The 22,551-nt window shown below is 68.9% G+C and carries 19 protein-coding genes and 2 pseudogenes; 8 read left to right on the top strand and 13 right to left on the bottom strand.

Features of this window, described 5'->3' with window-relative positions:
• Positions 1 to 40: 40 nt before the first annotated feature.
• A complete protein-coding gene (locus EKH77_RS02475) occupies positions 41 to 1,030 on the bottom strand; it encodes a GlxA family transcriptional regulator (protein ID WP_126912793.1) in 990 nt (329 codons plus the stop codon).
• Positions 1,031 to 1,168: 138 nt separating this feature from the next.
• Between EKH77_RS02475 and EKH77_RS02470 the strand changes: the two genes are divergently transcribed.
• The 3 genes from EKH77_RS02470 (at position 1,169) to EKH77_RS02460 (ending at position 5,502) form a co-directional block, all read left to right on the top strand.
• Complete coding sequence (locus EKH77_RS02470; protein ID WP_346429097.1) at positions 1,169 to 2,527, top strand: MFS transporter; 1,359 nt, start codon at positions 1,169 to 1,171, stop codon at positions 2,525 to 2,527.
• On the top strand, positions 2,524 to 4,923 hold the full coding sequence (locus EKH77_RS02465; protein ID WP_126912791.1) for a phosphotransferase: 2,400 nt from the start codon (positions 2,524 to 2,526) through the stop codon (positions 4,921 to 4,923). The genes EKH77_RS02470 and EKH77_RS02465 overlap by 4 nt, the downstream gene beginning before the upstream one ends.
• A gap of 201 nt (positions 4,924 to 5,124) precedes the next feature.
• Positions 5,125 to 5,502: a hypothetical protein gene (locus EKH77_RS02460; RefSeq protein ID WP_240667185.1), complete on the top strand. Its 378-nt coding sequence runs from the start codon at positions 5,125 to 5,127 to the stop codon at positions 5,500 to 5,502.
• A gap of 111 nt (positions 5,503 to 5,613) precedes the next feature.
• Here the strand turns inward: EKH77_RS02460 and EKH77_RS02455 are convergent, their stop codons facing one another.
• The 4 genes from EKH77_RS02455 to EKH77_RS02440 form a co-directional block, all read right to left on the bottom strand.
• On the bottom strand, positions 5,614 to 7,566 hold the full coding sequence (locus EKH77_RS02455; RefSeq protein WP_346429044.1) for a GAF domain-containing SpoIIE family protein phosphatase: 1,953 nt from the start codon (positions 7,564 to 7,566) through the stop codon (positions 5,614 to 5,616).
• A 65-nt stretch (positions 7,567 to 7,631) separates the two neighbouring features.
• Complete coding sequence (locus tag EKH77_RS34545; RefSeq protein WP_346429043.1) at positions 7,632 to 8,111, bottom strand: ANTAR domain-containing protein; 480 nt, start codon at positions 8,109 to 8,111, stop codon at positions 7,632 to 7,634.
• Between the two features lie 467 nt (positions 8,112 to 8,578).
• The gene (locus EKH77_RS02445; RefSeq protein ID WP_126912789.1) at positions 8,579 to 9,748 is read right to left on the bottom strand and encodes a hypothetical protein; all 1,170 of its coding nucleotides are present in this window, start codon (positions 9,746 to 9,748) and stop codon (positions 8,579 to 8,581) included.
• A gap of 170 nt (positions 9,749 to 9,918) precedes the next feature.
• The gene (locus EKH77_RS02440; RefSeq protein ID WP_126912788.1) at positions 9,919 to 11,064 is read right to left on the bottom strand and encodes a hypothetical protein; all 1,146 of its coding nucleotides are present in this window, start codon (positions 11,062 to 11,064) and stop codon (positions 9,919 to 9,921) included.
• A 293-nt stretch (positions 11,065 to 11,357) separates the two neighbouring features.
• On the opposite strand from EKH77_RS02440, the pseudogene EKH77_RS33590 reads away from it, so the two are divergent.
• Positions 11,358 to 11,522 (top strand): annotated as a pseudogene (locus EKH77_RS33590) (GNAT family N-acetyltransferase); the annotation flags it as partial.
• 311 nt (positions 11,523 to 11,833) lie between these two features.
• Here EKH77_RS33590 and EKH77_RS02430 read toward each other — a convergent pair.
• Positions 11,834 to 12,482 (bottom strand): annotated as a pseudogene (locus EKH77_RS02430) (DUF2867 domain-containing protein).
• 48 nt (positions 12,483 to 12,530) lie between these two features.
• Here EKH77_RS02430 and EKH77_RS02425 point away from each other — a divergent pair.
• On the top strand, positions 12,531 to 13,280 hold the full coding sequence (locus EKH77_RS02425) for a TetR/AcrR family transcriptional regulator (RefSeq protein ID WP_126912787.1): 750 nt from the start codon (positions 12,531 to 12,533) through the stop codon (positions 13,278 to 13,280).
• Here the strand turns inward: EKH77_RS02425 and EKH77_RS34255 are convergent.
• Positions 13,277 to 13,411, bottom strand: a complete 135-nt coding sequence (locus EKH77_RS34255) for a hypothetical protein (protein WP_276319214.1) — start codon at positions 13,409 to 13,411, stop codon at positions 13,277 to 13,279. The two genes, EKH77_RS02425 and EKH77_RS34255, sit on opposite strands and share 4 nt — an antisense overlap.
• 182 nt (positions 13,412 to 13,593) lie before the next feature.
• On the opposite strand from EKH77_RS34255, the gene EKH77_RS02420 reads away from it, so the two are divergent.
• Positions 13,594 to 14,235 carry a hypothetical protein gene (locus tag EKH77_RS02420; protein WP_126912786.1) on the top strand — a complete coding sequence of 214 codons (642 nt, stop codon included), beginning with the start codon at positions 13,594 to 13,596 and terminating at the stop codon, positions 14,233 to 14,235.
• 36 nt (positions 14,236 to 14,271) lie between these two features.
• Here EKH77_RS02420 and EKH77_RS02415 read toward each other — a convergent pair whose 3' ends face one another.
• A complete protein-coding gene (locus tag EKH77_RS02415; protein ID WP_126912785.1) occupies positions 14,272 to 14,697 on the bottom strand; it encodes a MarR family winged helix-turn-helix transcriptional regulator in 426 nt (141 codons plus the stop codon).
• A 104-nt stretch (positions 14,698 to 14,801) separates the two neighbouring features.
• On the opposite strand from EKH77_RS02415, the gene EKH77_RS02410 reads away from it, so the two are divergent.
• Positions 14,802 to 15,446, top strand: coding sequence for an MBL fold metallo-hydrolase (locus EKH77_RS02410; RefSeq protein ID WP_126912784.1), 645 nt, complete (start codon positions 14,802 to 14,804; stop codon positions 15,444 to 15,446).
• 267 nt (positions 15,447 to 15,713) lie between these two features.
• Here EKH77_RS02410 and EKH77_RS02405 read toward each other — a convergent pair whose 3' ends face one another.
• Together EKH77_RS02405 and EKH77_RS02400 are read right to left on the bottom strand one after the other, a co-directional pair.
• Positions 15,714 to 16,151, bottom strand: coding sequence for a hypothetical protein (locus EKH77_RS02405; RefSeq protein ID WP_126912783.1), 438 nt, complete (start codon positions 16,149 to 16,151; stop codon positions 15,714 to 15,716).
• 171 nt (positions 16,152 to 16,322) lie between these two features.
• Positions 16,323 to 17,822, bottom strand: a complete 1,500-nt coding sequence (locus tag EKH77_RS02400; protein WP_164737703.1) for a peptidoglycan-binding domain-containing protein — start codon at positions 17,820 to 17,822, stop codon at positions 16,323 to 16,325.
• A 666-nt stretch (positions 17,823 to 18,488) separates the two neighbouring features.
• On the opposite strand from EKH77_RS02400, the gene EKH77_RS02395 reads away from it, so the two are divergent.
• Positions 18,489 to 19,133 (top strand): dihydrofolate reductase family protein, encoded by a 645-nt coding sequence (locus EKH77_RS02395; protein ID WP_126912781.1) that lies wholly within the window; start codon positions 18,489 to 18,491, stop codon positions 19,131 to 19,133.
• 219 nt (positions 19,134 to 19,352) lie between these two features.
• Here EKH77_RS02395 and EKH77_RS02390 read toward each other — a convergent pair whose 3' ends face one another.
• The 3 genes from EKH77_RS02390 to EKH77_RS02380 form a co-directional block, all read right to left on the bottom strand.
• Positions 19,353 to 20,087 (bottom strand): hypothetical protein, encoded by a 735-nt coding sequence (locus EKH77_RS02390; RefSeq protein WP_126912780.1) that lies wholly within the window; start codon positions 20,085 to 20,087, stop codon positions 19,353 to 19,355.
• Positions 20,088 to 20,695: 608 nt separating this feature from the next.
• Complete coding sequence (locus EKH77_RS02385; RefSeq protein ID WP_126912779.1) at positions 20,696 to 21,091, bottom strand: cupin domain-containing protein; 396 nt, start codon at positions 21,089 to 21,091, stop codon at positions 20,696 to 20,698.
• Positions 21,088 to 22,536 (bottom strand): MFS transporter, encoded by a 1,449-nt coding sequence (locus tag EKH77_RS02380; protein ID WP_126912778.1) that lies wholly within the window; start codon positions 22,534 to 22,536, stop codon positions 21,088 to 21,090. Before EKH77_RS02380 ends, EKH77_RS02385 begins: the two co-directional genes overlap by 4 nt.
• Between the last annotated feature and the right edge of the window lie 15 nt (positions 22,537 to 22,551).

The following is a 22,551-nucleotide window of genomic DNA, read 5'->3' as shown; positions in this document are numbered from 1 at the left end:
GTGGGCCCGCCGTCGTGACGCGGGGGCGGGCAGGTGGTGGTCAGGCGGTGCGGAAGCGGCGGCGGTACGCGGCCGGGGTGGTGCTGATCTGCCGGCGGAACGCCCGGTGCAGGGTCTCCGGCGACCGCAGACCGCAGGTACGGGCGACCTGCTCCAAGGGCTGGTCGGTGGTCTCCAGCAGCCGGCGGGCGGCCTCGACCCGTGCGGCTTCGACGTAGGCGGCGGGGGTGGCGCCGGTCTCCTGGGTGAACACGCGGGAGAAATGCCGTTCGCTCAAACACATCCGTGCCGCCAGAGCGGCCGCCGACAAGTCCTCGCCGAGGTGCTCGCCGATGTACCGGCGCAACTCGTCGATGTCCCTGCGGGACGAGGCCGGGCGGCTGATCGGCACGCTGAACTGGCTCTGGCCACCGGGGCGTTTGAGGTAGACGACCAGGTGCCGGGCGACTGCCAGGGCCAGGTCCTCGCCGTGGTCCTCCGCGACGAGGGCCAGCGCCAGGTCCAGGCAGGCACTGATGCCCGCACCGGTCCACACCCGCCCGGAGCGGATGAAGATCGGGTCCGCGTCGACCTCCACCCGAGGGTGATCGGCGGCCAGTTGGGCGGCGGTGGACCAGTGAGTGGTCGCCCGCTTGCCGTCCAGCACGCCGGCCGCGGCCAGCAGGTGCGCGCCCACGCACACCGAGGCGACGCGCCGTGCGTGCGGGGCGGTGGCCCGGATCCAGTCCACGATGTCGTCGTCGATCCGGGCGCGGGGGCCGTCGGGCCCCTGGTCGACCGCGCCGGGGACGAGCAGCGTGTCGACCGCCGTACCCACGTCCCCCAGACCCATGTCGGTCACCAGGCGCATACCCGCCGAGGTCGCCACGGCCTGGCCCGCCCGCCCGGGACCGGCCAGGCGGACCTCGTAGGCGGCGAGGCCGCCGCCTTCCCGGTTGGCCAGCGCGAACACCTCGGCCGGGCCGGTGACGTCGAGGAGATCGACGTCGGGAAAGACCGCGATCACAACGCGGTGGTGCGTCTGGTGCATGCCCCTATGGTCCGGCCGTCACGGGCATGGCCGCAATGACGTGGTTCTGTCACATCCGGACACCCGGGGCGGCGCGGGGCAGTCAGGGTCGGTCGGGTGGCAGTGGCCTCCGCACCCTTTCCCGAGCTGATCGTTGTGATGGGTATGACGTTACGACGGTCGGAAGGCAGTCTCTGGCGGCACGGATGCTTCTTCCGGTACTGGCTCGCGAACGCCGTCGACCTCGTGGGCAGCGGGGTCACACAGGTGGCGTTGCCGTTGGTCGCGGTGGTCGAGCTGCACGTCTCCGTCTGGCAGGCCGCGCTGCTCTCGTTCGCCCAGAAGTGCCCGCCCCTGCTGGTGTCGCTCCCCGCCGGGGCGCTCGCGGACCGGCACCGCAAGCGTCCGGTGATGGTGGGCGCGGCGCTCGCAGGTGGTGCCGCCTTCCTCGTCATCCCACTCGCCGACGCCATGGGCCGGCTGTCCCTGGGGCTGCTGTACGGGGTGGCACTGGTGGGCTCGGTCGCCGAGGTGTTCGGCTCCACAGCGCGCATCAGCCTTCTCCCGTCGCTGTTGCCCCGCTCCCGGCTGATGGAGGCGAACTCCAAGCTCGGGGGGATCAACTCCCTGGCCGACAGCGCGGGCTCCCAGCTCGGGGCTGTCGTGGTCACCGCCCTCGGCGCCGCCCATGCCGTGTGCCTCGATGTCATCTCCTACCTGGTCTGCGCTGTGCTCCTCGGGCGTATCCGCACCCACGAACCGGATGTGGCACGGCCGGGCCGGAAGACGACTTTCCGGGGAGAGATCGCGGAGGGGTTGCGCTATGTGTGGTCCCATCCCACGATCCGGCCGTTGGTGCTCGCCGCCACCGCGTACGTCGCCGTCATGGCCTTTCTCACCACGCTGTGGCCCGTCTACCTGCTGCGTCGGCTGCACTACTCGAGTGCGGCGTTGGGCACGACGCTGAGCGTGGGCGCGCTCGGTGGGTTCTGCGGTGCGCTCGTCGTCCGCCCGTTGGTCGCGCGGTACGGCCCGGTGCGCGTCATGCTCGTCGCGCTGGCCCTGGCGCCGTTCACGGTGGCCCCGCTCCTGCTCGCCACGCCGGGCCGCTTCTGGCAGGTGGCCGTGGGCGTGGGGATGTTCGTTCAGGTGGGGTGTGCCGTCGCCCAGGGTTCCACCCAGCGCACCGTACGGCAGGCCGCCTGCGACCCCGCGTTGCAGGGCCGCATGCTCGCCACGAGCCGGTGGGTCGTCTACGGCTCCCAGCCGGTGGCCGCCCTTCTCGCCGGCGCCGTCGGGAGCTGGTATGGGCTGTGGGACGGCCTGGCTCTCGGCGCCGTCACCCTGGCCGTCCCGTTCCTGGTCCTGCGCTTGTCCTCGCTCCGCGACTCGCTTCCTGACTCGCCTCCCGGCTCGCCTTCCAGTGTGCCTTCCGACGTCCCTCGGGCCGCCGCCGCTGTCCTCGAAGAATCCCCTCGGTCACACACGTGCCCGCATGACGAAAGCGATGTCTCATGAACCCTGGAGAGAATCCGGGCCGGCCCCGTCCGCCCCGTCCCGCCGGGCGGTACGTTCCCGCCAGAGGGATCTACACGGAGTCGGCGCGCCTTCAGCGGCTGGCCTGGTTCCGTTCCACGACCCGGCTGGAGCTCGACTCCTTGCAGCACACACAGCTCGACGCCGGCAAACTGACGGGAAACATCGAGGGTTTCGTCGGCACTGTCGAAATCCCGGTGGGCGTCGCAGGTCCCTTGCTGATCCACGGGGAGAACGTCCAAGGCGAGGTCCATGCCCCTATGGCGACCACGGAAGGCGCCCTGGTCTCCTCGGCGACGCGGGGCGCCCTTGCCGTCACCATGGCAGGTGGTGTCAGCACTCGCGTCCTCTCGCAGACGATGACCCGGGCACCCGTCTTCGCTTTTTCCCGGCTGTCGGCCGCGAGCCGTTTCGCCTCGGTGATTCCCCAGCACCTGGAGGCGCTCCGCACGGCCGTTGGGCAGGTCTCCGACCATGCCCGGCTGCTCTCGGTCCAGCCCTTGGTGGTGGGGAGGACCGTTCATCTGAAATTCCGGTACACCACCGGGGACGCGGCCGGGCAGAACATGACCACGGCCTGTACGTGGCACGCTTGTCAGTGGATCCTGGACCGGTCTCATCTGATCGGGCCCGAAGAGCTCGAATCCTTCATCGTCGAGGGAAACACCTCGGGCGACAAGAAGGCGTCGTCCCAGGCCATGGCGGAGGGCCGCGGAATCAGAGTATCCGCCGACTGCCTCCTGCCCGGAGGAATCGTCGAGCGGGTCCTGAAGACCACGCCCGACGAATTGGTCAGGGGCTACCAGCACATCGCGGCCGGGGCCGTGCACAGCGGAGTACTGGGCTCCAACGCGAACACCGCCAATATGGTGGCGGCGTTGTTCACCGCGACGGGGCAGGACATCGCCTGCGTTCACGAGTCGAGCCTGAGCCAGTTCGTCCTCGAGCGGAGGCCGGAAGGCGTCTACGCGAGCATCACCCTCCCCGGGCTGGCCATCGGCACGGTCGGGGGCGGCACTCACCTCCCCGCGCAACACGAACTTCTGGAGGCGATGGGGTGCACGGGCCGGGGGAGCGCGGCCCGGCTGGCGGAGATCATCGCCGGTTTCGCCCTGGCCCTCGATCTCTCGACGGTCTCGGCCGCCGCCTCCGGCCAGTTCGCCAGCGCCCATGAACGCCTCGGCCGCAACCGGCCGGTCCGCCGGTTCCGACTCGACGAGCTGGACGCCACGTTCTTCGAATCTGCGCTGGGCGACTCCGGGATGCCGGGCGTCAAGGTCACAGGTGTCGAAGCGGTGCGCATTCCCATGGGCCCCAGCGTCCTTTCGGAGCTGACGTCGCGGACGGTGAAGAAGGATGTCGGCCTCTTTCCGATGCAGCTGAGGGTCGAGCGTGACGACGTGGCGGACAAGCTCGACGTCATGGTCAAGGTCAAGCCCACCGACCGGGAGGTCATCAAGATGGCCGGGCTGGCCGCCGCTCTGTGCGGCGGCCCGGTGGCGGCCCACTACCGCGCGTTCGACCGGCGTCTCGGATTCGTGGGATGCGATGTGCGCGAACTGGCCCTGTACGAGCAGACCGACACCCGCTTCACCAGCCTCGTGCCGAAGCAGTACCGAATCCATCGTGATGACCGGCGGGAGGCTTACGTCATCGTGATGGAGTGCCTTCGCGACATGGAGCTGATGGACACGTCGGACCGGGGGCGCGGCTGGTCGCGCCGGCATTTGACCATCGCCCTCCGTGACCTCGGGCAACTCCACTCCGTCTGGTACGGAAAGGAATCGGCGCTCCGCCGGATGCCGTGGATCGGCCATGTTCCCAATGCCCCGGACATGGTGGAGATGAGGGACTTGTGGCTGGCCCTGGCCGACCATTCGGCGCAGGAGTTCCCCGAGATCGTCAGCGGTCGCCATCACGACCGGCTTCTCGACTGCATCGGGACCATCGACCGCTGGTGGCCCCGGATCGAGGCCATGCCGCGAACGCTCGTGCACAACGACTTCAATCCCCGTAACCTCGCCGTCCGGGCGGACGGCAGGCTCTGCGCGTACGACTGGGAGCTCGCCACTCTCCACATTCCGCAGCACGACCTGGCGGAACTGCTCTGCACCGCCCTGGAGCCCGCCGACATCGACGCGGCGGTGGTCCAGGAGCTCTCGGAAGTCCACCGCACATCGCTCGAGACCCACACCGGGGCAGTCATCGACAAGGACCGGTGGGAATTGGGGTACCGCCTCGCCCTCAAGGACCTGGCGGTCAACCGCTTCGGGCTCTACTTCGTGGCGCACACGGTTCGCCATTACGGCTTTCTCGAGCAGTGGTGGCGGAATCTCTGGGCGCTGATCGATCTGGCGGAGACCGTGGACGGGGGTTGACCCCGGTCCGGGTGACGACTTTCTTCCGCCGGATACGGTCTCGATATGGGATCGATATGGGCTCGTCCGATCGTAACCTCGGGCGAGCTATTCCGTTAGACCAACCGGGTGAGCGTCGACGGGAATGCCACAGGGCGCGTCGGCCGCGTTTGTCGCCTACCTGTGTCTCATCATCGGAAAAACCAAGGAAAAGGCGGACCAGTGGATTCACTGAAGCGATTCGCGGTTCTGTCCGGCATGGCCCTGGCGGTCCTGGCCTCCCCCGCGAGCATCGTGGCCGCGAGTGCTGACACGATCGACGCGGGGCCGGGCGGTCTGCTGTCCAGCATCGGAAGCAGGAACGCCTCGGCGCACTCCAACCTGTGCGGCGCCAGCAGGGTGGGCCTGCTGAACGACCGTACCTGTGTCACCCGGCGCGACTCCCACAAGGGCCACGGCAACGACCGTCAGGTGACCGGCCCGAGCGGTGGTCTGCTCTCCAACATCGACTCCCGCAACGCCTCCGGGTTCAGCAACAACTGCGGGACCGACACCATCGGTGTCCTCAACCACACCACCTGCGTCGCCGAAGAGAAGTAAGGCGCGCTGACAGGCGTCAGCCGTTGTGTCGAGACGCCTGTCCGGTCCCGCCCTGCGTGCGTTCGGGTGGGGCCGGACAGGCGCATCGCGCCTCGGACCGTGGCAGGAGTGTCAGGAACGTCCCCCGCCTTCCAGGGGCAGGTGTACGTCCAACAGGCAGACGTCATCGCGTTGTTCGCCCGAAAGCAGCCGGTCCAGCAGTGGCTGGAGCGATCCGGCGTCCGCTTCCCCGAGCTCGCGCCGGGCCGCCTCGGCGAAGCGGTCGAAGCCCTCGTCCAGGTGCTCACGGGGGCGCTCGATCAGTCCGTCCGTGTACAGCAGCAGGTGGTCGCCGGGCTCGATGCGGCACTCGGCCTCGCCGTAGTGCGGCTGTGGCGTGGCGCCCAGCAGCATGCCCTCGGGCGGGGCGAGGAACTCCGTCTTGCCCTGCCGTACCAGCAGGGGCGGCGGATGGCCGGCCTGCGCCCAGGCCAGGCAGCGGCGGGTGGGGTCGTAGCGGCCGAGCACCATGGTGGCGGTGGAGTGGTGCCCGTCGTGGGCGTGCAGCAACAGGGTGTTGAGCCGGTGAAGTGCGCCGGTCAGCGAGGAACCGGTGAAGACCATGCCCTTGGCGGTGAAGCGCAGCTGCGCCATGGTGGCCACCGCGTCGATGCCGTGCCCGGCGACGTCGCCGACGGCGAACAGCACGCTGCCGTCCGGCATTTCCAGGGCGCTGTACCAGTCGCCGCCCACATTGAGGTCGTCGTGCGAGGGCAGATAGGCCACGTCCACCCGCAGGTCCGCCAGGTTCAGCGACTGCCCGGGCAGTGGCAGCAGCGCGTGCTGCAGGCGGGCGGCGACGGTCCGTTCCGCCTCCAGCACGTTGCGCTGGGCCTGGACGGCCTGCCGGGACTCGGTCAGGGCCAGCTCGGCGCGGCGCCGGGCGGTGAGGTCCTGTACGAAGCCGTGGATCTCCACCGGGGTGCCGTCGGCGTCCGGCACCGTTTCGGCGACCATCCTCAGATGCCGCACCCCGGCGGCCGTCCTGATCCGGAACGGATGGTCGAGGGGAGTTCCCCGGCCGAGGAGTTCCTGGAGCTCCCAGGCGAAGGCGGGCAGGTCCTCGGGCAGCAGACGGCTGGGCAGTTCCTCCAGCGGCATCGGGCCCAGTGACCGGTCCCGGTCGAGGATGTCGTAGACCTGGGGTGACCAGGTGATGGTGTCGGCGGCCAGGTTCCAGTCCGCCCAGCCGAGGTTGCCGACCCGCTGGAGGTCGGCCAGCAGTCGCCGCTGGCGGTCGGCCTCGTCCTCGCAGGCCCAGGTGATCACCAGCCGGTCGTCCAGCTTGGCGGCCCGCAGCTTGTAGGTGGAGTGCTGCCGGACTCCGGCCGCCACCTCTTGGTAGGGGAAGGAGTCGGTCTCGAAGACCGCGCCGGTGCGCAGGGTCTCCAGATAGCCGTTCCAGACCGGGGAACCGGCGATGGTCGGGTAGCACTCCAGCACGCGCGCCCCTACGAGCTGCCGGCCGTGCCGCCCGGCGACGTCGACCGAGTCCGGGGCGGCGGCATCGACGCGGAAGTCCTCGACCTGGCCGGCCGCCGACCGCAGGGGGGTGAGCAGTACAGCCGCCCCGGGGAGCGCGTCGAAGACTGCCTGGACCCGCTGCGCGGTGCGGTCGGCGGGCCGTGCGCGGGACGCGCCGGTCATGCTCAGGTTTCCCGCGCACAGCGGAGCGACTTGCTGGAGCAGTTCGCGTGCCGCCGGTTCGAACGGTGCGTCCGTGGTGCGCAGTACGCCCAGGGCCGCGGTGATGGTGCCACCGGTGACCACCGGGAGCCAGGCGCGGGTGGGCCACCGGGAGGGCTCCCCGATCAAGTGATAATGCCCTATGTCGTGTTGGGCGTCCTCCAGCCACACCGGCTCGCCGCGCCGGATCACCTCCAGGGCGGCGACCCCGGCGACGGGCGGCACATGCCGCCATTGGGCGGCCACGGTGGCCCCGACACCGGCGTGCCCGGTCAGCTCCAGGGCGTTGTCACCGGTACGGGTGTAAAGCATCACGGCGTCGGCTTGTACCGGAGCCACGGCCAGGTGGTCCAGGAGTCGCCAGGCCAGGTCATGAGGGTCGGTGACGTCGGCGAGGGCCTCGCTCAGAGCGCCGAGTGTGATCGTCTCCGGGGGTTCGACGGAATTGACTGGTTCGGTGGCTTCGACGGATTCGGCTGGGACGGCGGGTTCGGGACGTCGGTGCCTGTGTGCCGGGTGTGATGGGCGGCGGGGGCGAACACCGAACCGTCGCCGGGCACGTCGGTCGTATCGGGCGGCCGCTGGCCCTCCCGGGCGGCGGGCACGGCCGGGCGCTGGTGGATCTCGCCGAGGACTATCCAGCACTCCTCCGTCAACGTACGGCTGCCGGCCGCCGCACGCCGGGTCAGCTCCTCGTACGCCGCCGGAGCCGAGCAGCCGGAACGGGCCATCAGCACGCCCTTGGCGCGTTCCAGCACAGCCGTGGTGGACGCCTGGCGCTCCAGCCGCTCGTTGTCGGCCCGTAGCTTGGCCACCACTTTGCCCAGTGCGACCACGGCAGGCGGTGTGGCGGGGTCCTCGTCGCGAACAGACTCGGTCGTCACGCACTTGAGCATGGCACACCCCGCGCCCTGACGACCCGACCGATTTCTGACTTGGCCGGACCTGCGGCAGGATGGGGGCCGGGTATGTGCTCACTTCGGCGGGTCTCTGTCGTCCCCTTGCTCGCGTGCGCGCGCTGGGACGGCTGAGGCGTTCGCGCCACGGACTTCCGCTGTGGATGGCGGAGGCCTGAGGCCTGCGGGATTCCTACGGCATTCTGGGCTTGGACCGAGGAGCGGTACGTCCGACCGAGGAGCGGTACGTCCGCGAGGAGACCTGGCCGCAGCGAGCGCGGCCGTCGTCAACTACCGCCACTGTCTACCCGCTATCCGGGGACTTCGGGAGAGGGACGTTGTCGTCCTGGGCAGATTCGTGGAACTCCGACCGAGCCAGTCCCCGAACGACACAGGCCGACCGCCGAGGTTCAGGGGCAGGATCCGCGTCCAGTGGCTCGCGTGCGTCGAGCTCGTCAACGCCGCCCTGGTCTCCGGGCGGGTCGCTCGGCGGAGGACTCGGCACTCCGAGGGGCGGTACTCGAAGCGCCGAGGTATCTGGCGATGGGGAGTACATGGGCTCCGATGACCAGCGGTCTGTCCGTTGAGGTGGTGGTTTCGAGTCTCAGCTTTCCACCTTCGAAGTCGGCATTGTTGGTGACGCCGTCGCCGGCCGGAACGAAGAACGGCCACAGACCTGCAGCCGCTTTCGCCTTGACGACCTGCTGGTCCTCGGGGGAGAAGACGGCATCCGAGGTGACCACACTCCTGAGCCTTTCCACCACGATCAGCGAGGCGATCGCACGCTGGAGCCTCCCTGACTTCTCGCCGAACGCCATGTCCCAGTACAGACGAGGATTCGAGGCCCAAGGGGGAATCGTCTGTTTCGTGTAGGCCACGTGAAGTTGACTCGAATCGTACCAACGGGGATCAGGATTGACCGCCCAGAGCGCATACGCACCCAGTTCGGCCTTGACCGTCACCACACTCCGAGCGAATCTGGCGGTCGTTGTGTCGAACTGATCGGCGCCGGACCACAGTCCCGAGAAGTCCTTGTGCACCCCTCTGGTCCAGGTGCCGGAAACATCCCCGCTCGTTGTCGTGCTGTCGAAGGAAATCATCGCGGATGAGGAGCTCCTGAGCACGCTCAGCAGCTCCCTGATGCCGCCGAGATACTCGGCGGGTTTCGGGGGCGGCCCCTGATACGAGCAGAGAAACCGCTGCAGTGCTCTCAGACGTACGATATCCCGTAGCGCGGACGCGCCCTCGTTGGCGATATCCGGGTGGTGGGTCATGGCCCAGGTGTAGAAGACATCGGGCAGCCTGTCCTCGTCCGGCTGGGGCGTCAGCCCTCTGACGTACACGAGCCATTCCTGATGGACGACCGAACCGATTGCCGCCACGAAAGCGCTCTCAGGGACGGACAGTTTCTGAATCACGGTGGTGTACGCGTCGAAGAAGGACGTGCTCTCGACCCGTTGACGGTTGAACGTGAGGGACGCGGGCGGAACGATGTTCCCCCTGGTCCACAGCGCGGTGTCGGACAGTTCCACCGGGGGAGCGGGCTGGACGAGCTGGGTGGTCGAGGGGGGAGCGGGCAAGTTCTGCAATACGGCGTTGTACCAGCGGTTCTGGAGCTCGGCCATCGAGTTGGGCGGAGGGTTGGGCGGAGGCTGCACGGTTGGCATGGCGCCGGCCTTCCGTCGTTTTTCCCTGGGCATTTCTGAACTGCGGGCATTTCTGAACTGCCGGTGAGCCGGCGGTCGGCCGCCGGCTCACCGGCCTGCCCGGGTCGGCGTCGACGCCGACCCGGGCGCTACTGCTCGCGCGCTGCCGGCGTGTAGCCGAGGAATCGGCCGATCGGCAGGACGTTGACCCCGATCACCACCGGAACGCCCGGAGCGGACGCGGTGGTGATCGTGGTTCCGCCTGAACCGCTGAACTGTGTGTTCGTCGTCATTCCGTACTCTCCGCGGCCGTTGTAGAACGGCCAGAGCCCGAAGCCCGCGTTTCCGCGGATGGTCTGCTGGTCCTGCTGGCTGTACGAAGTTTTGGCCGCCACGGTGATTTCCATGGTGTCGGCCACCATCAGATTGATCGCGACCCGCTGGATGTTTCCCGAGGCGCCGAATGTGTTGTCCCATGTGATCGCGCTGCCGCTACGCCACGGCGGGTCGCCCTTCTTGGCGTAGGCGGTGCCGAGCGCGGACGAGCCGTACCAGGCTCCCGCATTGGTCTGGAAGTTCAGCAGGTGCCCGAAGGAGGCGCTGACGGTGAGCTCGCTCTGCGAGAAGTACTCACTCAGACGCTCGGTACTCTCGCTGCTTCTCCACAGGCCGAACAGCACGGAGCGCCGCCCGGAGCTCCACGTCCTGCTCACGTCCGAGCTTGTGGTGGCGCTGCGCATCTCGAATGCCCGCCGAGGCGCCTGCGAGAGATCCTGCAGCAGGGCGTCGTAGCCCCGAACCCAGTCCGGTGGCGCCGGCGGTCTTTGCATGTAGGGCATCAGAGCTTGCTGCGCGCCGCCGATCGGGTCGAGGATGATCGCCGCGTACGCCGACGCTCCCTGCTGGGCGACGTCGGGCGCGTTCACCATCGCCCAGTTGAAGAATACGTCGGGGAACTGATTGGCCGGAGGTATCGGCTTCAGCGACTGCAGGTATTTCACGAAGTTCTCGAAGTTCTCCTGGCCGATCTCCTGCTTGATGTCGACCTTGGTCGCCGGCCGCAGTGCGGACAGGACGCCCTTGTAGTCGGAGAAGAGTTGATTTCCGCCGCTCTGCGTGTAGTTCTGGTCCAGTGAGAGCGGCGGGATGTTGTTGAGGAAGGACCAGAGGAATCTGTCCCCGCCGTCCGAGGTGATCGGGGCCGCCGGCTGGAGGAGCTGGAAGGTTTGATTCGACTGGCCCAGACCTTCGACCAGTGCGTTGTAGAGCTGGTTCTGAACCGTGATGAACGGCATGGGGCAACTCCCTTTGACAGGCGCCGGGAAGGGGTGATGGACAAATGAGGGGCTTTTGCTGGCCATGGTCGTTTCTTTGCCGCCACGAGAATCGGCCCGGACATGATGCTCGCGCGTGTGACGGATAACAACCATTGGGTTTTCGGGATCAGTGCATACTGGCCATGACCGCTCAGTGCTCCAGTCGCAGATCGTTATGTGCCTGGTCTTGGGGGCTGTCTGCCGCTGGTGGAAACTCAGGTGCCCACGGCGCACCATCTGGGCAGAGTCGGGCAACGCCCGAGCCGAAGCGGCTGCATGCCGGCCACGCCCCGGCGGTTCTCGCCTTCGAGCTGGCGAACCGCACCTACTTCGCTCGCCTCGGTCTCCGACCGTGGCGACGACTACGTGCTCGTCGTCGGCGGGACGGCTCGGTACTTGACAGGTTCGATCTGCTCGACAGCGAAGACCACACTGCGGGTGGCCACCGCCCGCGGTAAGCCGGGCACCGCGCCGACCGCCTTCGGTGCCCCGCGATCTTCGGCGGGTGCGGCTCCCATCGCGCCCACTCTTTGCCCGAGAGATCACCCCGGGTCCCGCCGACCCGAACGATGTGTGCGTGAAGCAGTCACACGAACCGTCGGACAGGCCCTGTGTGAGTTGCCGAATTACGTTTCCTGGCGGTCAGGTGCTGAAACGGCGTTGGCTTCTCGGCCAGGGACGTTCTGGCCGTACACGGCTGCTGATCGGTCAATCAGGCTCGGGATGAGGATGGCCTCTCGGTTCCCGGTCAGAGTTCTACCCGATGGGTGAAGTCGAGCAGGACGTTGACCGGTTCGCGGTCGCCCCGCCTGGCGGCGTTCGCCTGCCATTCGCGGGCGATGGAGCGCACCAGCGCCGGATATACCCCGACGTACCGGAAAGGTTTGATGACGGCCGTATAGAGGGTTCCGAAAAACCCGTTCGGCTTCACCAGGACGGCCATCTGGTTGCGGCAGCCGCCGGACGCGTCCGGGACCCAGCCGATGTGCATCAGCGCGTGCACGGTCCTATTGCCCATCTCAGCGGCCCACTCGTCGTCCCTCAGGTAGAGGGAGGTGAACGAGGACGAGCCGAGGTCGGGACCCCGGGGGCCCTCCCGAAGGTCCTTCGGGAGGCGGTCGTGCAGGGAGGGCAGCCGGGTGCCGATGCCGGTACCCGGCTTGTCCCAGCCGAGCAGCGCCCCGTGCTTCCAGCGGACGGCGAAAAGGCACGCGGGAGACGGCACCCTCTCCGCTCACCCCGCCACGGATTCCTTCGGCGATCTGACGCACCAGCCACACAAGAACGTCGGGTCCGCCGGGGGTGGGCAGTGCCCATACGTCCTCGACCGTGAAGTCGCCGGTGATCTCATGGATCCGCCAGGGGCGGCCGGTGTGGGCGGTTCGGGGAAGCCGCATGAGCAGGCCCCTCTCCATACTTGGCGGGGATGTGAGGAGGCGCACGCCATGGGCGCGACGCGCACGCCACGCGGCAAGTGGATCGAGGAAGGCTTGCGGGCACTCGTCGCAGGTGGCCCGGAAGCAGTCCGGGTCGAGGTGCTGGCGCAGGTGCTTGGCGTCAGCAAGGGCGGCATCTACGGGTACTTCCGCAACCGGGACGCGCTGCTTGCGGAAATGCTCGACACCTGGGAGTACGGGGTCGCCGAGAGCGTGATCGAGCAGGTGGAGAGCGGCGGGGGAGATGCCAGGGCCAGACTGGAGCGACTGTTCGCCATCGTCGCCGAGGCCACCGATGGGCCGGTGCGGGGCACCACCGCCGATCTGGCGATCCGCGAGTGGGCCCGCCTCGACGCGGCCGTCGCCGAGCGCCTGCGCCGCGTGGACAACCGCCGTATCGGCTATCTGCGTTCGCTCTTCTCCTCCCTCTGCCCCGACGAGGACGAGGTCGAGGTCCGCTGCCTGATCGCCGTCTCGGTGCGCATCGGCAACCACCTCCACGCCGCCGACAACGGCAAGCAAAGCCGTCGCCTGACCAACTCGGCGAACTTGTGCCGCGACGGCGACCGCAGTCGGGATTCGGGAGACAGTCTCCTGGACACCGCGGTCGTGATCGCACCGGATATCCCCGCCGGCAAATCCGGCACGGCCACGGCGCGCAGCGATCGGAAGCTGTCCGGCGACGTGCGGGCTGAAGTCGCCAGGGCGGTGCGGTACCGACCGGCCGTTCCGGGAAGTGAGGGCCGGGCCGACGGCTAGAAGATCCTTTCGATCCACCAGCCGAGGCCGGTGACCGCTGCGGCCCCGCAGGCGTACGCGGCTCCGCGTACCACGTTGAACACGGCGGTTCGGGTCAGGCGTCGCAGGGTCCGTGTCGGCCTCTTGCTCATGGTGTGCTCCTCACGAATCGACGGCTGCGTGGTGCTCGTGACCTGGCGTGGGAGCGGCCAGGGCTGAGGAATCGGTCCGATCGGGGCTGAGGCCGGCAGGAAGTCGTTACGCCATAGGGCGGGTTGCGTCACGTGAGAACATCGTTGAACGCTGCTGAACGGGCGTGGATGGAGGGGGACGGATGGGACGGGCCGGACGCCTGCGCAAGCCTGATATTCCGCACTGGATGCACCGCGCGTTGAACGACGCGCTGCACGAGCTCCATCTGGTGGCCAAGAGCCCGTCGCTGACGACGATGGTGAAGGGCCTCAAGGATGTGCCGGGGGCCTCCCGGACCACGATCTACAACGCGTTCTCGAGCCGGCGACTGCCGATGCCCGACGTCGTGGACGCGCTGGCCGTCTACCTGGCCGGACGGGTGCGGAATGTTTCCTCGGGACAAGTCGACGCGGTGGCCCATCATTTCGACAGTCTCTGGCGCCTGGCCGAGGCGGAGGCCCGGTACCATGCCTCTGCCTCGACGCCTGCCCCGCCGCGTTCCCAGCCCGAGGGATCCGAGGGAGCCGAGGCTGCCGAGGAATCCACGGGAACAGTGACTTCGTGCGTTCCCGTATTCGACGTGCCGCGGCAGCGACTCGCGCTGGAGCCGGTCAGGCTTCGGCCGCGCCTGGACGCCCTGCGGGATGCCTTCGGCGACACGGGAGTCGGCGAGGCGGTGATCGCAGGCCTGGCCGAGGCGATATCGCAGCTCCCGGACCGGCGCGACGACCCCACCGGGGTGCCGTCCGGCGAACTGCGACCTCGTCGGCAAGTGACCGAGTGATGCCCATCGGTGGACCGTGGCGCAGGCGGGGTCGGGTTACTTGACCTTCACGTGTGCGTCCAGGCGTGACAGCAGGGACAGTGCCTTCGCAAGTGCTTCCCGTTCGTCGGGGGCGAGGGCCTCGGTGATCGCGGTGCCGAGCCGGTCCGCACGCCTTCGGCGCTCCTCGGCCAGCCGGTCGCTTCCCTCCGGCGTGAGGCGGAGCAGGAGCTTGCGCCCGTCGCTGGGGTGGGCCTCGGCGTGCAGAAGGCCCTGACCGAGTAGGTCTTTGACCGCTCTGGCGGCCGACTGGTGGCTGACACCCCACTGGTGTGCGACGTCGGCGGTGGTCAGCGGGCCATCGCGGTCCACGTAGCCCAGGACGGTGGCCTCGCCCGAAGGCATCGTGTCGACGGCGCGCACCGTGCGAACCAGCCGCCCGATGACCAGGCGGAGCTCTTCGGCCAGCTGGTTGTCGTCCATGACATCAGCCTACTCATACCCCAGCAGAACTGTACACCTAGGTTGTGGAACCTAGGTGTACAGTTTTGTTGTAGAGAATCGTTCGGTCGGGAAAAGGAATCACCGTGGAGCTCACCAAGCACGCCCATGCCTGCGTCACGATCGAGAAGGACGGCACCCGCCTGCTCATCGACCCCGGCACTCTCACACCGGACGCGGCGGAGGCCGTCGGCCGGGCCCATGCCGTCCTGATCACTCACGAACACTTCGACCACTTCGACGAGGAGCTCGTCGCTGCTTCCCTGGAAGCCCGGCCCGAGCTGCGGGTCTACGGCACGGCCGCCGTCGCGGCCGCCCTGGGCGGCCATGACGGCCGTGTGCGTGCCGTCGCCGCGGGCGACACCTTCACCGTCGGCTCCGTCACTGTCGCCGTGCATGGCCACCGCCACGCGCCGATCCACGCCGACATCCCGTGCCCCGACAACGTCGGCTACCTCCTCGACGACGGAGCCCTCTACCACCCCGGCGACGCCTACTTCGCGCCCGACGCCCGTGTGCGTACCCTGCTGCTGCCGACCAGCGGGCCGTGGACGAAGCTCGGCGAAGCCGCCGACTACGTCCGCGCGGTCAAGCCCGAGCGCGTCATTCAGATCCACGAACTCATGCTCAGTGACCTCGGCCAGACCTTCACCGCCAACCTCCTGGGCGAGAACGGCCTGACCGGTGTCCCGATCAGCCGGGTCGAGCCCGGCACCACCGTCCGGCTGTAGCGCATCGCGCCGCGGACTGCGGCAGGAGTGTCAGGAACGTCCCCCGCCTTCCAGGGGCAGGTATACGTCCAGCAGGCAGACGTCATCGCGTCTGGCCGCGGCCGACGCGGTCGTGGTGGCGAACAATCCGCCGGCTACCAGCCCCGTGGCCGCACACAGCGACACCAACCGTCGTGACGTTCGCATATTGTTCCCCTCTGCTCGGGGCCTGGGTGGCGGCGTGATGGATACGGACCGGACACTGATGTACGGCTGGTTCGCCGCCCCTTAGCAGAGCGTCCCGGCAGAGGTGATCTCCAGGGGCGGTCGGGAGTCGATGCCCGTTCGGGGCATCAGGATGAGCGATCCGCCCCTGTACACGATCCGTGCGGAGTGGTCGGTGTTGTTCTCGACCACGCTCACCTCGAAGTACGGGGTGAAGTCCGCCACCTTGCACTCGCGTATCGGCAGCGGCTCGGGAATGCCGATTCCGGCCCCCGTGAGGCAGAGGTTCCCGGTGGGGCACAGAGACGAGGCGGGAACGACTGCCGCGGTGGCCGGGCCCGAGCAGACGCCCACGAGGGAAGCGGCGAGGGCGGCCGCCGCGGCAAGGGCCACCGCGGCAGGCCGTCTGCGGCGGTCGGGACGGTTGAGGCGACGGTGGCGCTGCCAGTCCATTGCGGCCTCCAGGCGAGTCGCGAGGACGGTGCCTGCCACGTGGCTCATGGCGCCCACGGTGGACCGCCCTTCAAGGACGATTCAGCGGCCACTCCGCTCACCTGTAAAGTCCTGGTTACGCCACTTCCATGGCGCGTATGTGACCAAAACCTTTCCCGAGCTCATTCAGCTGCGGGCTCTCGCCCACTACGGGTTGCGCAGCTCGGCGTCAGACCGCTTTCACGGCGTCTGCGTTCCGGTCGGCCCGACCTGCCAGTGCATGTGGGAGTGGTGGGCCTCCCGGCCGTTCGGGGTGCCGGGCGCGGAGGTCGGATGGTCGGGTGTCATGATCCTGCTGGCCCCGCCGATCGCCGACGGAGGACCGATCTCAAGTGGGCCCTCGGTCTTGTCCTGGTACTCGCCGGCCACCCAGGCGTAGAGGTCGGCGAAGAAGTCGCGAGCGAGCGGGTCCACACCTGGGAGACTGAGCAGGCGGAACGCCAGCCGGCGTGTCACCGGCGGCCAGTCCGGTCGGCGGGGCTTGGTCGGGTCGTCCAGATCCGGCACGCTGTGGTTCTTCCAGTCGTTGAAGACTGTCAGATGGAATGGCGTCCCGAGCCGGGAACCCACGACGCCGACGAAGTCGATCGCTCTGCCGTTGCCATGGCAGTCGTTCCGGGACGCGTCCCCGCTGATCCCGGCATGATGTACCTCGGTCACACCCCACGTCGACGACAGGTGCAGCGCAAGGCGGACCAGGCCGACCACGTGCCGGATGTCGAGCCCGGCCAACGCCGCCGAGACCGGATGGTAACTCGGCAGTCGCTTGTCGCCGCCGTGCGTGAACTTGAATTCGACCCCGGCGACCGTGGACGGAATGGTGAACTTCGCGTGCGCGTTCGGCATGTGGATGGAACCGTCCGGTGCCGTGGTAGGAGCCGGCGCGAGGGATATCCGTCCCAGATTGGCGTGCTGAACCGCCTCGATCAGAGCCGATTCCTTGCTGTGGTCGCGTACCAGCGTTGCCCCGCCGATGATGTGCTGCGCCAGCTCCTCCACGATCAGCGCTGCAAGCGCCGGCCCCGGATCCACCGTCGGCGGCCATTGCGCCCCGTCGGTCACCGCCTTGGCGTTCTCCATCTCCCCGGCATTGGTGAACAGGGTCGCCAGCTCGCCGAGCGCATCGACGAGATCCACGGACGCCGCCGCACCGTCGTCGCCGAGCATCCGGGCCGCCGCGCCGACCAGGTCGGCCGCCAGGTCCGTGGGGACTTCGGCCCCCGAGTTCACCAGGCGGGTCGCGCCATCGCCGTCGACGCCCACAGCGACAGCGGCCGCTGTGTGGGCGAGTACCACGTTGACGAGCTGTTCGTCGGCGCCGCCGAGATCGACGACCGGCCCGTCCGAGTCCGGCGGACACCCACCGAAGGTCTCGTCGAGTGCCGTGCACTCTTGGTCGAGCGCGGCCATCGTCAGCGGCCCGACGACCCCGTCGATCGACCCGTCCGGACTCCGCAGGTCGCGGGCGGTCTTGTAACTCAGCACAGCCGCGACGGTCTCCTGCCCGTACACCCCGTCCGCGCCGAAGGCCGGCAGTGATTCGCCGAGGTCCATCAGTGCCTGCTGCACAAGAGCGACGAAGTCTCCCGTTGTGCCCTGGTGCAGACGGGCCGCGAATTCTCCTGCCAGACACCGTTCCAACCTGTCGACCCCGGCGAACCGGGCGCTGTTGAGTGGCATGTCCGCCTCCGGGAATCGGGGAATCGGGGAGGTCGACTCCTGGAATCTCCGAGGAATCGTCAGGTCCCCAAACGATCGAGTGAAGCGTCTATCCGCGGCCCCGACTTGCATGAACAGTCGTAGCTCCTCACGGAGCAGCGAAACGAACCCGTCGGCGCCCCGGTTCTGAACGAGCCGACCGGCCGGCAGCTCTGTGTCCTGGCCGGCTCAGGCGGCCACCGGCCCTTCGGCCTGGGCCTGCCGGACCCCGAGGAAGCTCGTCTCGTGGTTGACCTGGTCGACCGGGGGTGGAGTGTGATCCGAATTGGCCGCACTTACCGCACTCGCCTCTCACGGTGCGGCGAGGCGGAACCCGGCACACTGCCCAGTTGCGCCATCTGGGTGAATCGTAACGGTTCGTGTCACTCCGTACCCGCAGTGTGAATCCTGGAAAGTCTCCAAACCGGGGGTCCCGCGTGCGTAGGTGCCGAAGCTGGGCGTCGGAGTAGACGGAGAGGGACACTCACGGCCGCTGACGTCCAGAGCGGGGGACGCGCCCGTAGCGGTCAAGGCGCGCCGCTGTCTTGAGCAAGACCGGATGCAGTCGGGTTCCGGCGTGGCGATGAGTCCGCGAGTACCGGTGGGTCTACCTCTTGACGGAGGTAACCGACTCATCAGGAGTAAGCCATGGGCCTCATCCACATCGAGTTGTTCGCGACCCTCGACCTCGTCGGGCAGGCGCCCGGCGGCCCTGACGAAGACCCGGTGGGGTTCCCGTTCGGCGGCTGGCAGGCGCCTCTGCTGGACGAGGTCACCGAGGCGCAGGCCGGTGCCGCGTACGAGGGCACGGACGCCCTCCTGCTCGGCCGGCGGACGTACGACATCTTCGCCGCCTACTGGCCTCACCAGGAGGGCGGCGTGGACAACGAGATCGCCACGCTCTTCAACCGCGTCCCGAAGTACGTGGCCTCTCGCGGCAGGCCCGACCTCTCGTGGGCCGGGTCCACGCGACTCGGCCCGGACCTCGCCGACGCGGTGCGCGAGATCCGTGACCGGCACGAGCACGTGAAGGTCGTCGGGAGCCTGAACCTCGTGCAGTCCCTCTTGCGCGAGAAGCTCTTCGACCGTCTCGATCTGTGGCTGCACCCGATCGTGCTCGGCGTCGGGAAGAAGGTGTTCGACGGTGGCGCGGTGCCCACCAACGTCACGCTTCTCGCGCCCCCGGTAGCCGGCCCGAAGGGCATCGTGTATCTGCGCTACGGGCTGGCCGACGGCACTCCCGGGACGGGGGACATGAGCGCACCCGATCGCGGTGTCGGGCGCGACCGCTGAGGTCACCCCGCGCCCGGTGTGTCCGGGTGTTGATCGTCCTCGCGCCGGTGGGAGGTGACGACACGGCGACTGCGGCGTCTCGCGGCCATGAGCGACGCGGCTCTCTGGCCGCGGCGAGGATGACGTGGGCGGGCTCGCTGTACGGCTTCCGGCCGGGAGCAACCGTGTGATGGTGGCTCCCGGCCGGGAACGGGGATGGCTGACGTGGTGCGGGGTGGGTCAGTGCAGCGGGCAGCCCTTGGGCATCTTGGCGAAGTCGAAGAACACGTACCCGATGGAACCGCCCTCCGTCTTCGACTTCAGTCGTGGGGTCCAGCTTTCCGGCCCCTCGATCTCCTCGTAGATTCCGGCGGAGTCGGGAAGCTTGGGGTGAGCGCGGTCGAGCGTGCCCAGGCGGGTGATCCGGCTGCTGTCGGCCCAGTCGTAGAACTCCACGGACGGGCCGTTCGGGCTCGTCGTCATCCGGGCTTCGGTGCCCGCGCCGATGTCCTGGCGCTTGACCACGGTGCACTGCTCGATGACCAATGCCTTGTCCACCGAACAGCCCTTGGGCATCCGGGGAAAGGCGACGAGGTCGTACTGGGCAGCGCCGCCCTGGGTCTTGGTGAGCAGTTGGGGAGCCGAGCCGTACGGGCTGAGGATCTCCTCCTCGATGCCCGCGCTCTGCGGCAGCGCGGGACGGCTGCGGTCGAGCGTGCCCAATCTGGTGATCGGGCTGCGGTCGCCCTCGTCGAAGAAGGTGACCGACGGGCCCTGGGGGCTCATCGTCATCCGGATGCCGGTGCCCGCGCCGACGCTGTCCTCCTTGACCACCGTGCACCGGGCGGTCGAAGGATCGGCCGACGACGCGGTGCGGGCACTGTGGGAACCGGCCGCGAACGCGGTGGTCGGGGCGAGGGCGGAACCGGCGAGGACGGCTACGGCTAAGCCGGTACGGAGGGCGCGACGACGCATGGCAACTCCTGCGTGTGAAAGTGCGAGCAGAGAAACGAGCGGAGAAAGAGGGTTTCGGCACCGATCGCCCTCGTCCGGCGTGATCCGGGGTGGCTTAGTGGTGCATGAGTGAATCTATGTGGACTTGCGTGGCGGACCGGTTCGCTCCATGTCACAGAAATGCCACAGTGGACCCAAGTCCGAACTGCCCAGCATGCCAGCCGCGTTGGCCCTGTGCGGGCCGCCCGGCTCGCAGATCGCCACTGGAGGCTCCGCCCACCCCGCGGCGGCCTGCATGTCGCGCAGGAACTCCCAGGCGTCGAAGCCGGCGTCGGCCGGCACCACCAACCCCGGCCGTCAGATGCCCCAGCAGGGTGGTGGCGCAGGAGAGTTCGCCGTCGGCTTCGGGGCTGAACGCAGTGCGCATCCCGCACCAGTGGGTACCCGGCGCATCCGGCGCCGCACCGCCCGCGCCTCCGCCGGCACCACGTCCACCAGCGCGAAGTCCACGACCTGTGTGAGCTCGCCCAGGCGTTCCGTTGCCTCGTTCAACCACCTTGATCTGCACCTCCGCACCCAAGCGCGGCGGGTGGTGGCCCGGCAGCAGGGTCTGCCGGGCCACACTTCGGTCAGTGGGTGTCGGTGCGCCTTTCGAGGCGGGTGCCGTGGCGGAGGGTGATCGACATGAGGTCGCTCGGAGAGTCCAGTTCCAGGCGGTGCCAGCGGCCCCGGGGAACGATCACGGCGGCGCCCGCCGGCAACTGCACTGCCTCGCCGGCTTCGCCGGGCCCGGTGGGGCGGAAGTGGATCCGGGCGCCGCCTGCCAGGCAGCACACCGCCTCGTCTGCCTCCGGGTGCATTTCCCAGTGGTCGGCGTGGACGTCGGCGTCGGTCTCCACGTGGAAGGTCGCGATCTGCCATGCGCCTGAGTCGCTGCTCGTCATGCGGCGTTCGGCGGCTCGGACGTCGCCGTCGGGGTGGAACAGCAGTGCCGAGGCGAACAGGTCGATGGGTGTCGTCGTCATGACGGTGTTCCTTCCAGTTGATTCTCTGTGGAGGTGGCGGCTTGCGGGGTGGTTGGCTCAGCGCGGCGGCGGGGCAGTATGGCGATCGCAACGGCCGCGGCGAGCAGGAAGAGCGCGGCGGTGACCGCCAGGCCCAGGGCGTAGCCGTCGTTCAGTGCGGCGGGGTTGGTGGCCGTGCCGGTGCGGTGCGCCGCGACGGTTGCGAGGACGGCCAGGCCGATGCAGCCGCCGAGTTGACGGGAGCTGTTGAAGACGCCTGATGCCATGCCGGCCTCGCGGGGGGTGATGCCTGTGGTCGCGGCGGCGGCGACCGGAGCCAGGACCAGTCCGGTGCCGATGCTGGTGAGGATGGAGGGGCCGAGTACGTCGGCGAGGAAGCCACCGTCCGGTGTGATGGTGGAGAACCAGGCCAGCCCTGCGGCGGCCAGCAGCGCGCCGGACACCAGAGCCGCGCGCGGGGAGCGGGAGGAGGTGATGCGGGTCGCGGCGACGGTGCCCGCGACCAGGCCGACGGAGAAGGGCAGGAACGCGGCACCGGTGGCAGCGGCGCCCATGCCAAGGACCTGTTGCAGATACAGGGACACGAAGTAGAAGGCGGTGAACTGCCCGGCCGCCGCGAGGAACACCAGGACGTTGGCGCCGGCGACCCAGCGGCTGCGCAGCAGCCCGAGGCGCAACAGCGGTGCCGGGGTCCGGGATTCGGTGACGACGAAGGCGGCCAGTAGTACGGCCGAGGCGGCGAGGGCCACCAGCGTGGCCGGGGAGCCCCACCCGGCCGTGTCGGTGCGGACAACGCCGAACACCAGCAGCCCGATTCCGCCGGTCGCCAGGACGGCGCCGAGCATGTCCGGAGATTCGCGCCGGGTGGGAGGTGCGTCGGCGGGCACGCCCGCGAGGACCAGTGCGAGAGCCGCCGCGACGATGGGCAGGTTGATCAGCATGACCCACCGCCAGCCCGCGTACTGCGTCAGCAGCCCGCCCGCGAGCACCCCCAGTGCGCCGCCCGCCGCGTTCACCGCGCTCCACACCCCGAGCGCCCGGGTGCGCCGCGGCCCCTCGGGGAACGTGGCGGTCAGCATGGCCAGCGCGGCCGGGGCGGCTGCGGCGGCACCCAGGCCCTGGCCGGCTCGGGCGGCGACCAGTTGCCAGGGCGCCTGAGCCAGCCCGCCCGCCAGTGAGCACAGCCCGAAGACCGCCAGGCCCAGTGTGAAGAGCCGACGCCGACCGTAGAGGTCGCCGGCCCGGCCACCCAGCAGCAGAAGTCCGCCGAGTGTGAGCGCGTAGATGTGCACGACCCAGGAGAGGCCGAGCGGGGTGAATCCCAGTGCGAGGCGGATCGCGGGCAGCGCGACGTTGACCACCGACATGTCCAGGGCGACGACGAACTGCGCGACGGCAGCCGCCGCCAGCACGGCTCCGGGACGCCCCCGTAAGTTTCTGTACATGTAAGAAAACTAGCC

Origin of the sequence: Streptomyces luteoverticillatus (assembly GCF_003970715.1) — a bacterium.
Taxonomy (GTDB): domain Bacteria; phylum Actinomycetota; class Actinomycetes; order Streptomycetales; family Streptomycetaceae; genus Streptomyces; species Streptomyces abikoensis.
This window is presented reverse-complemented; position numbering and strand designations above follow the sequence as displayed.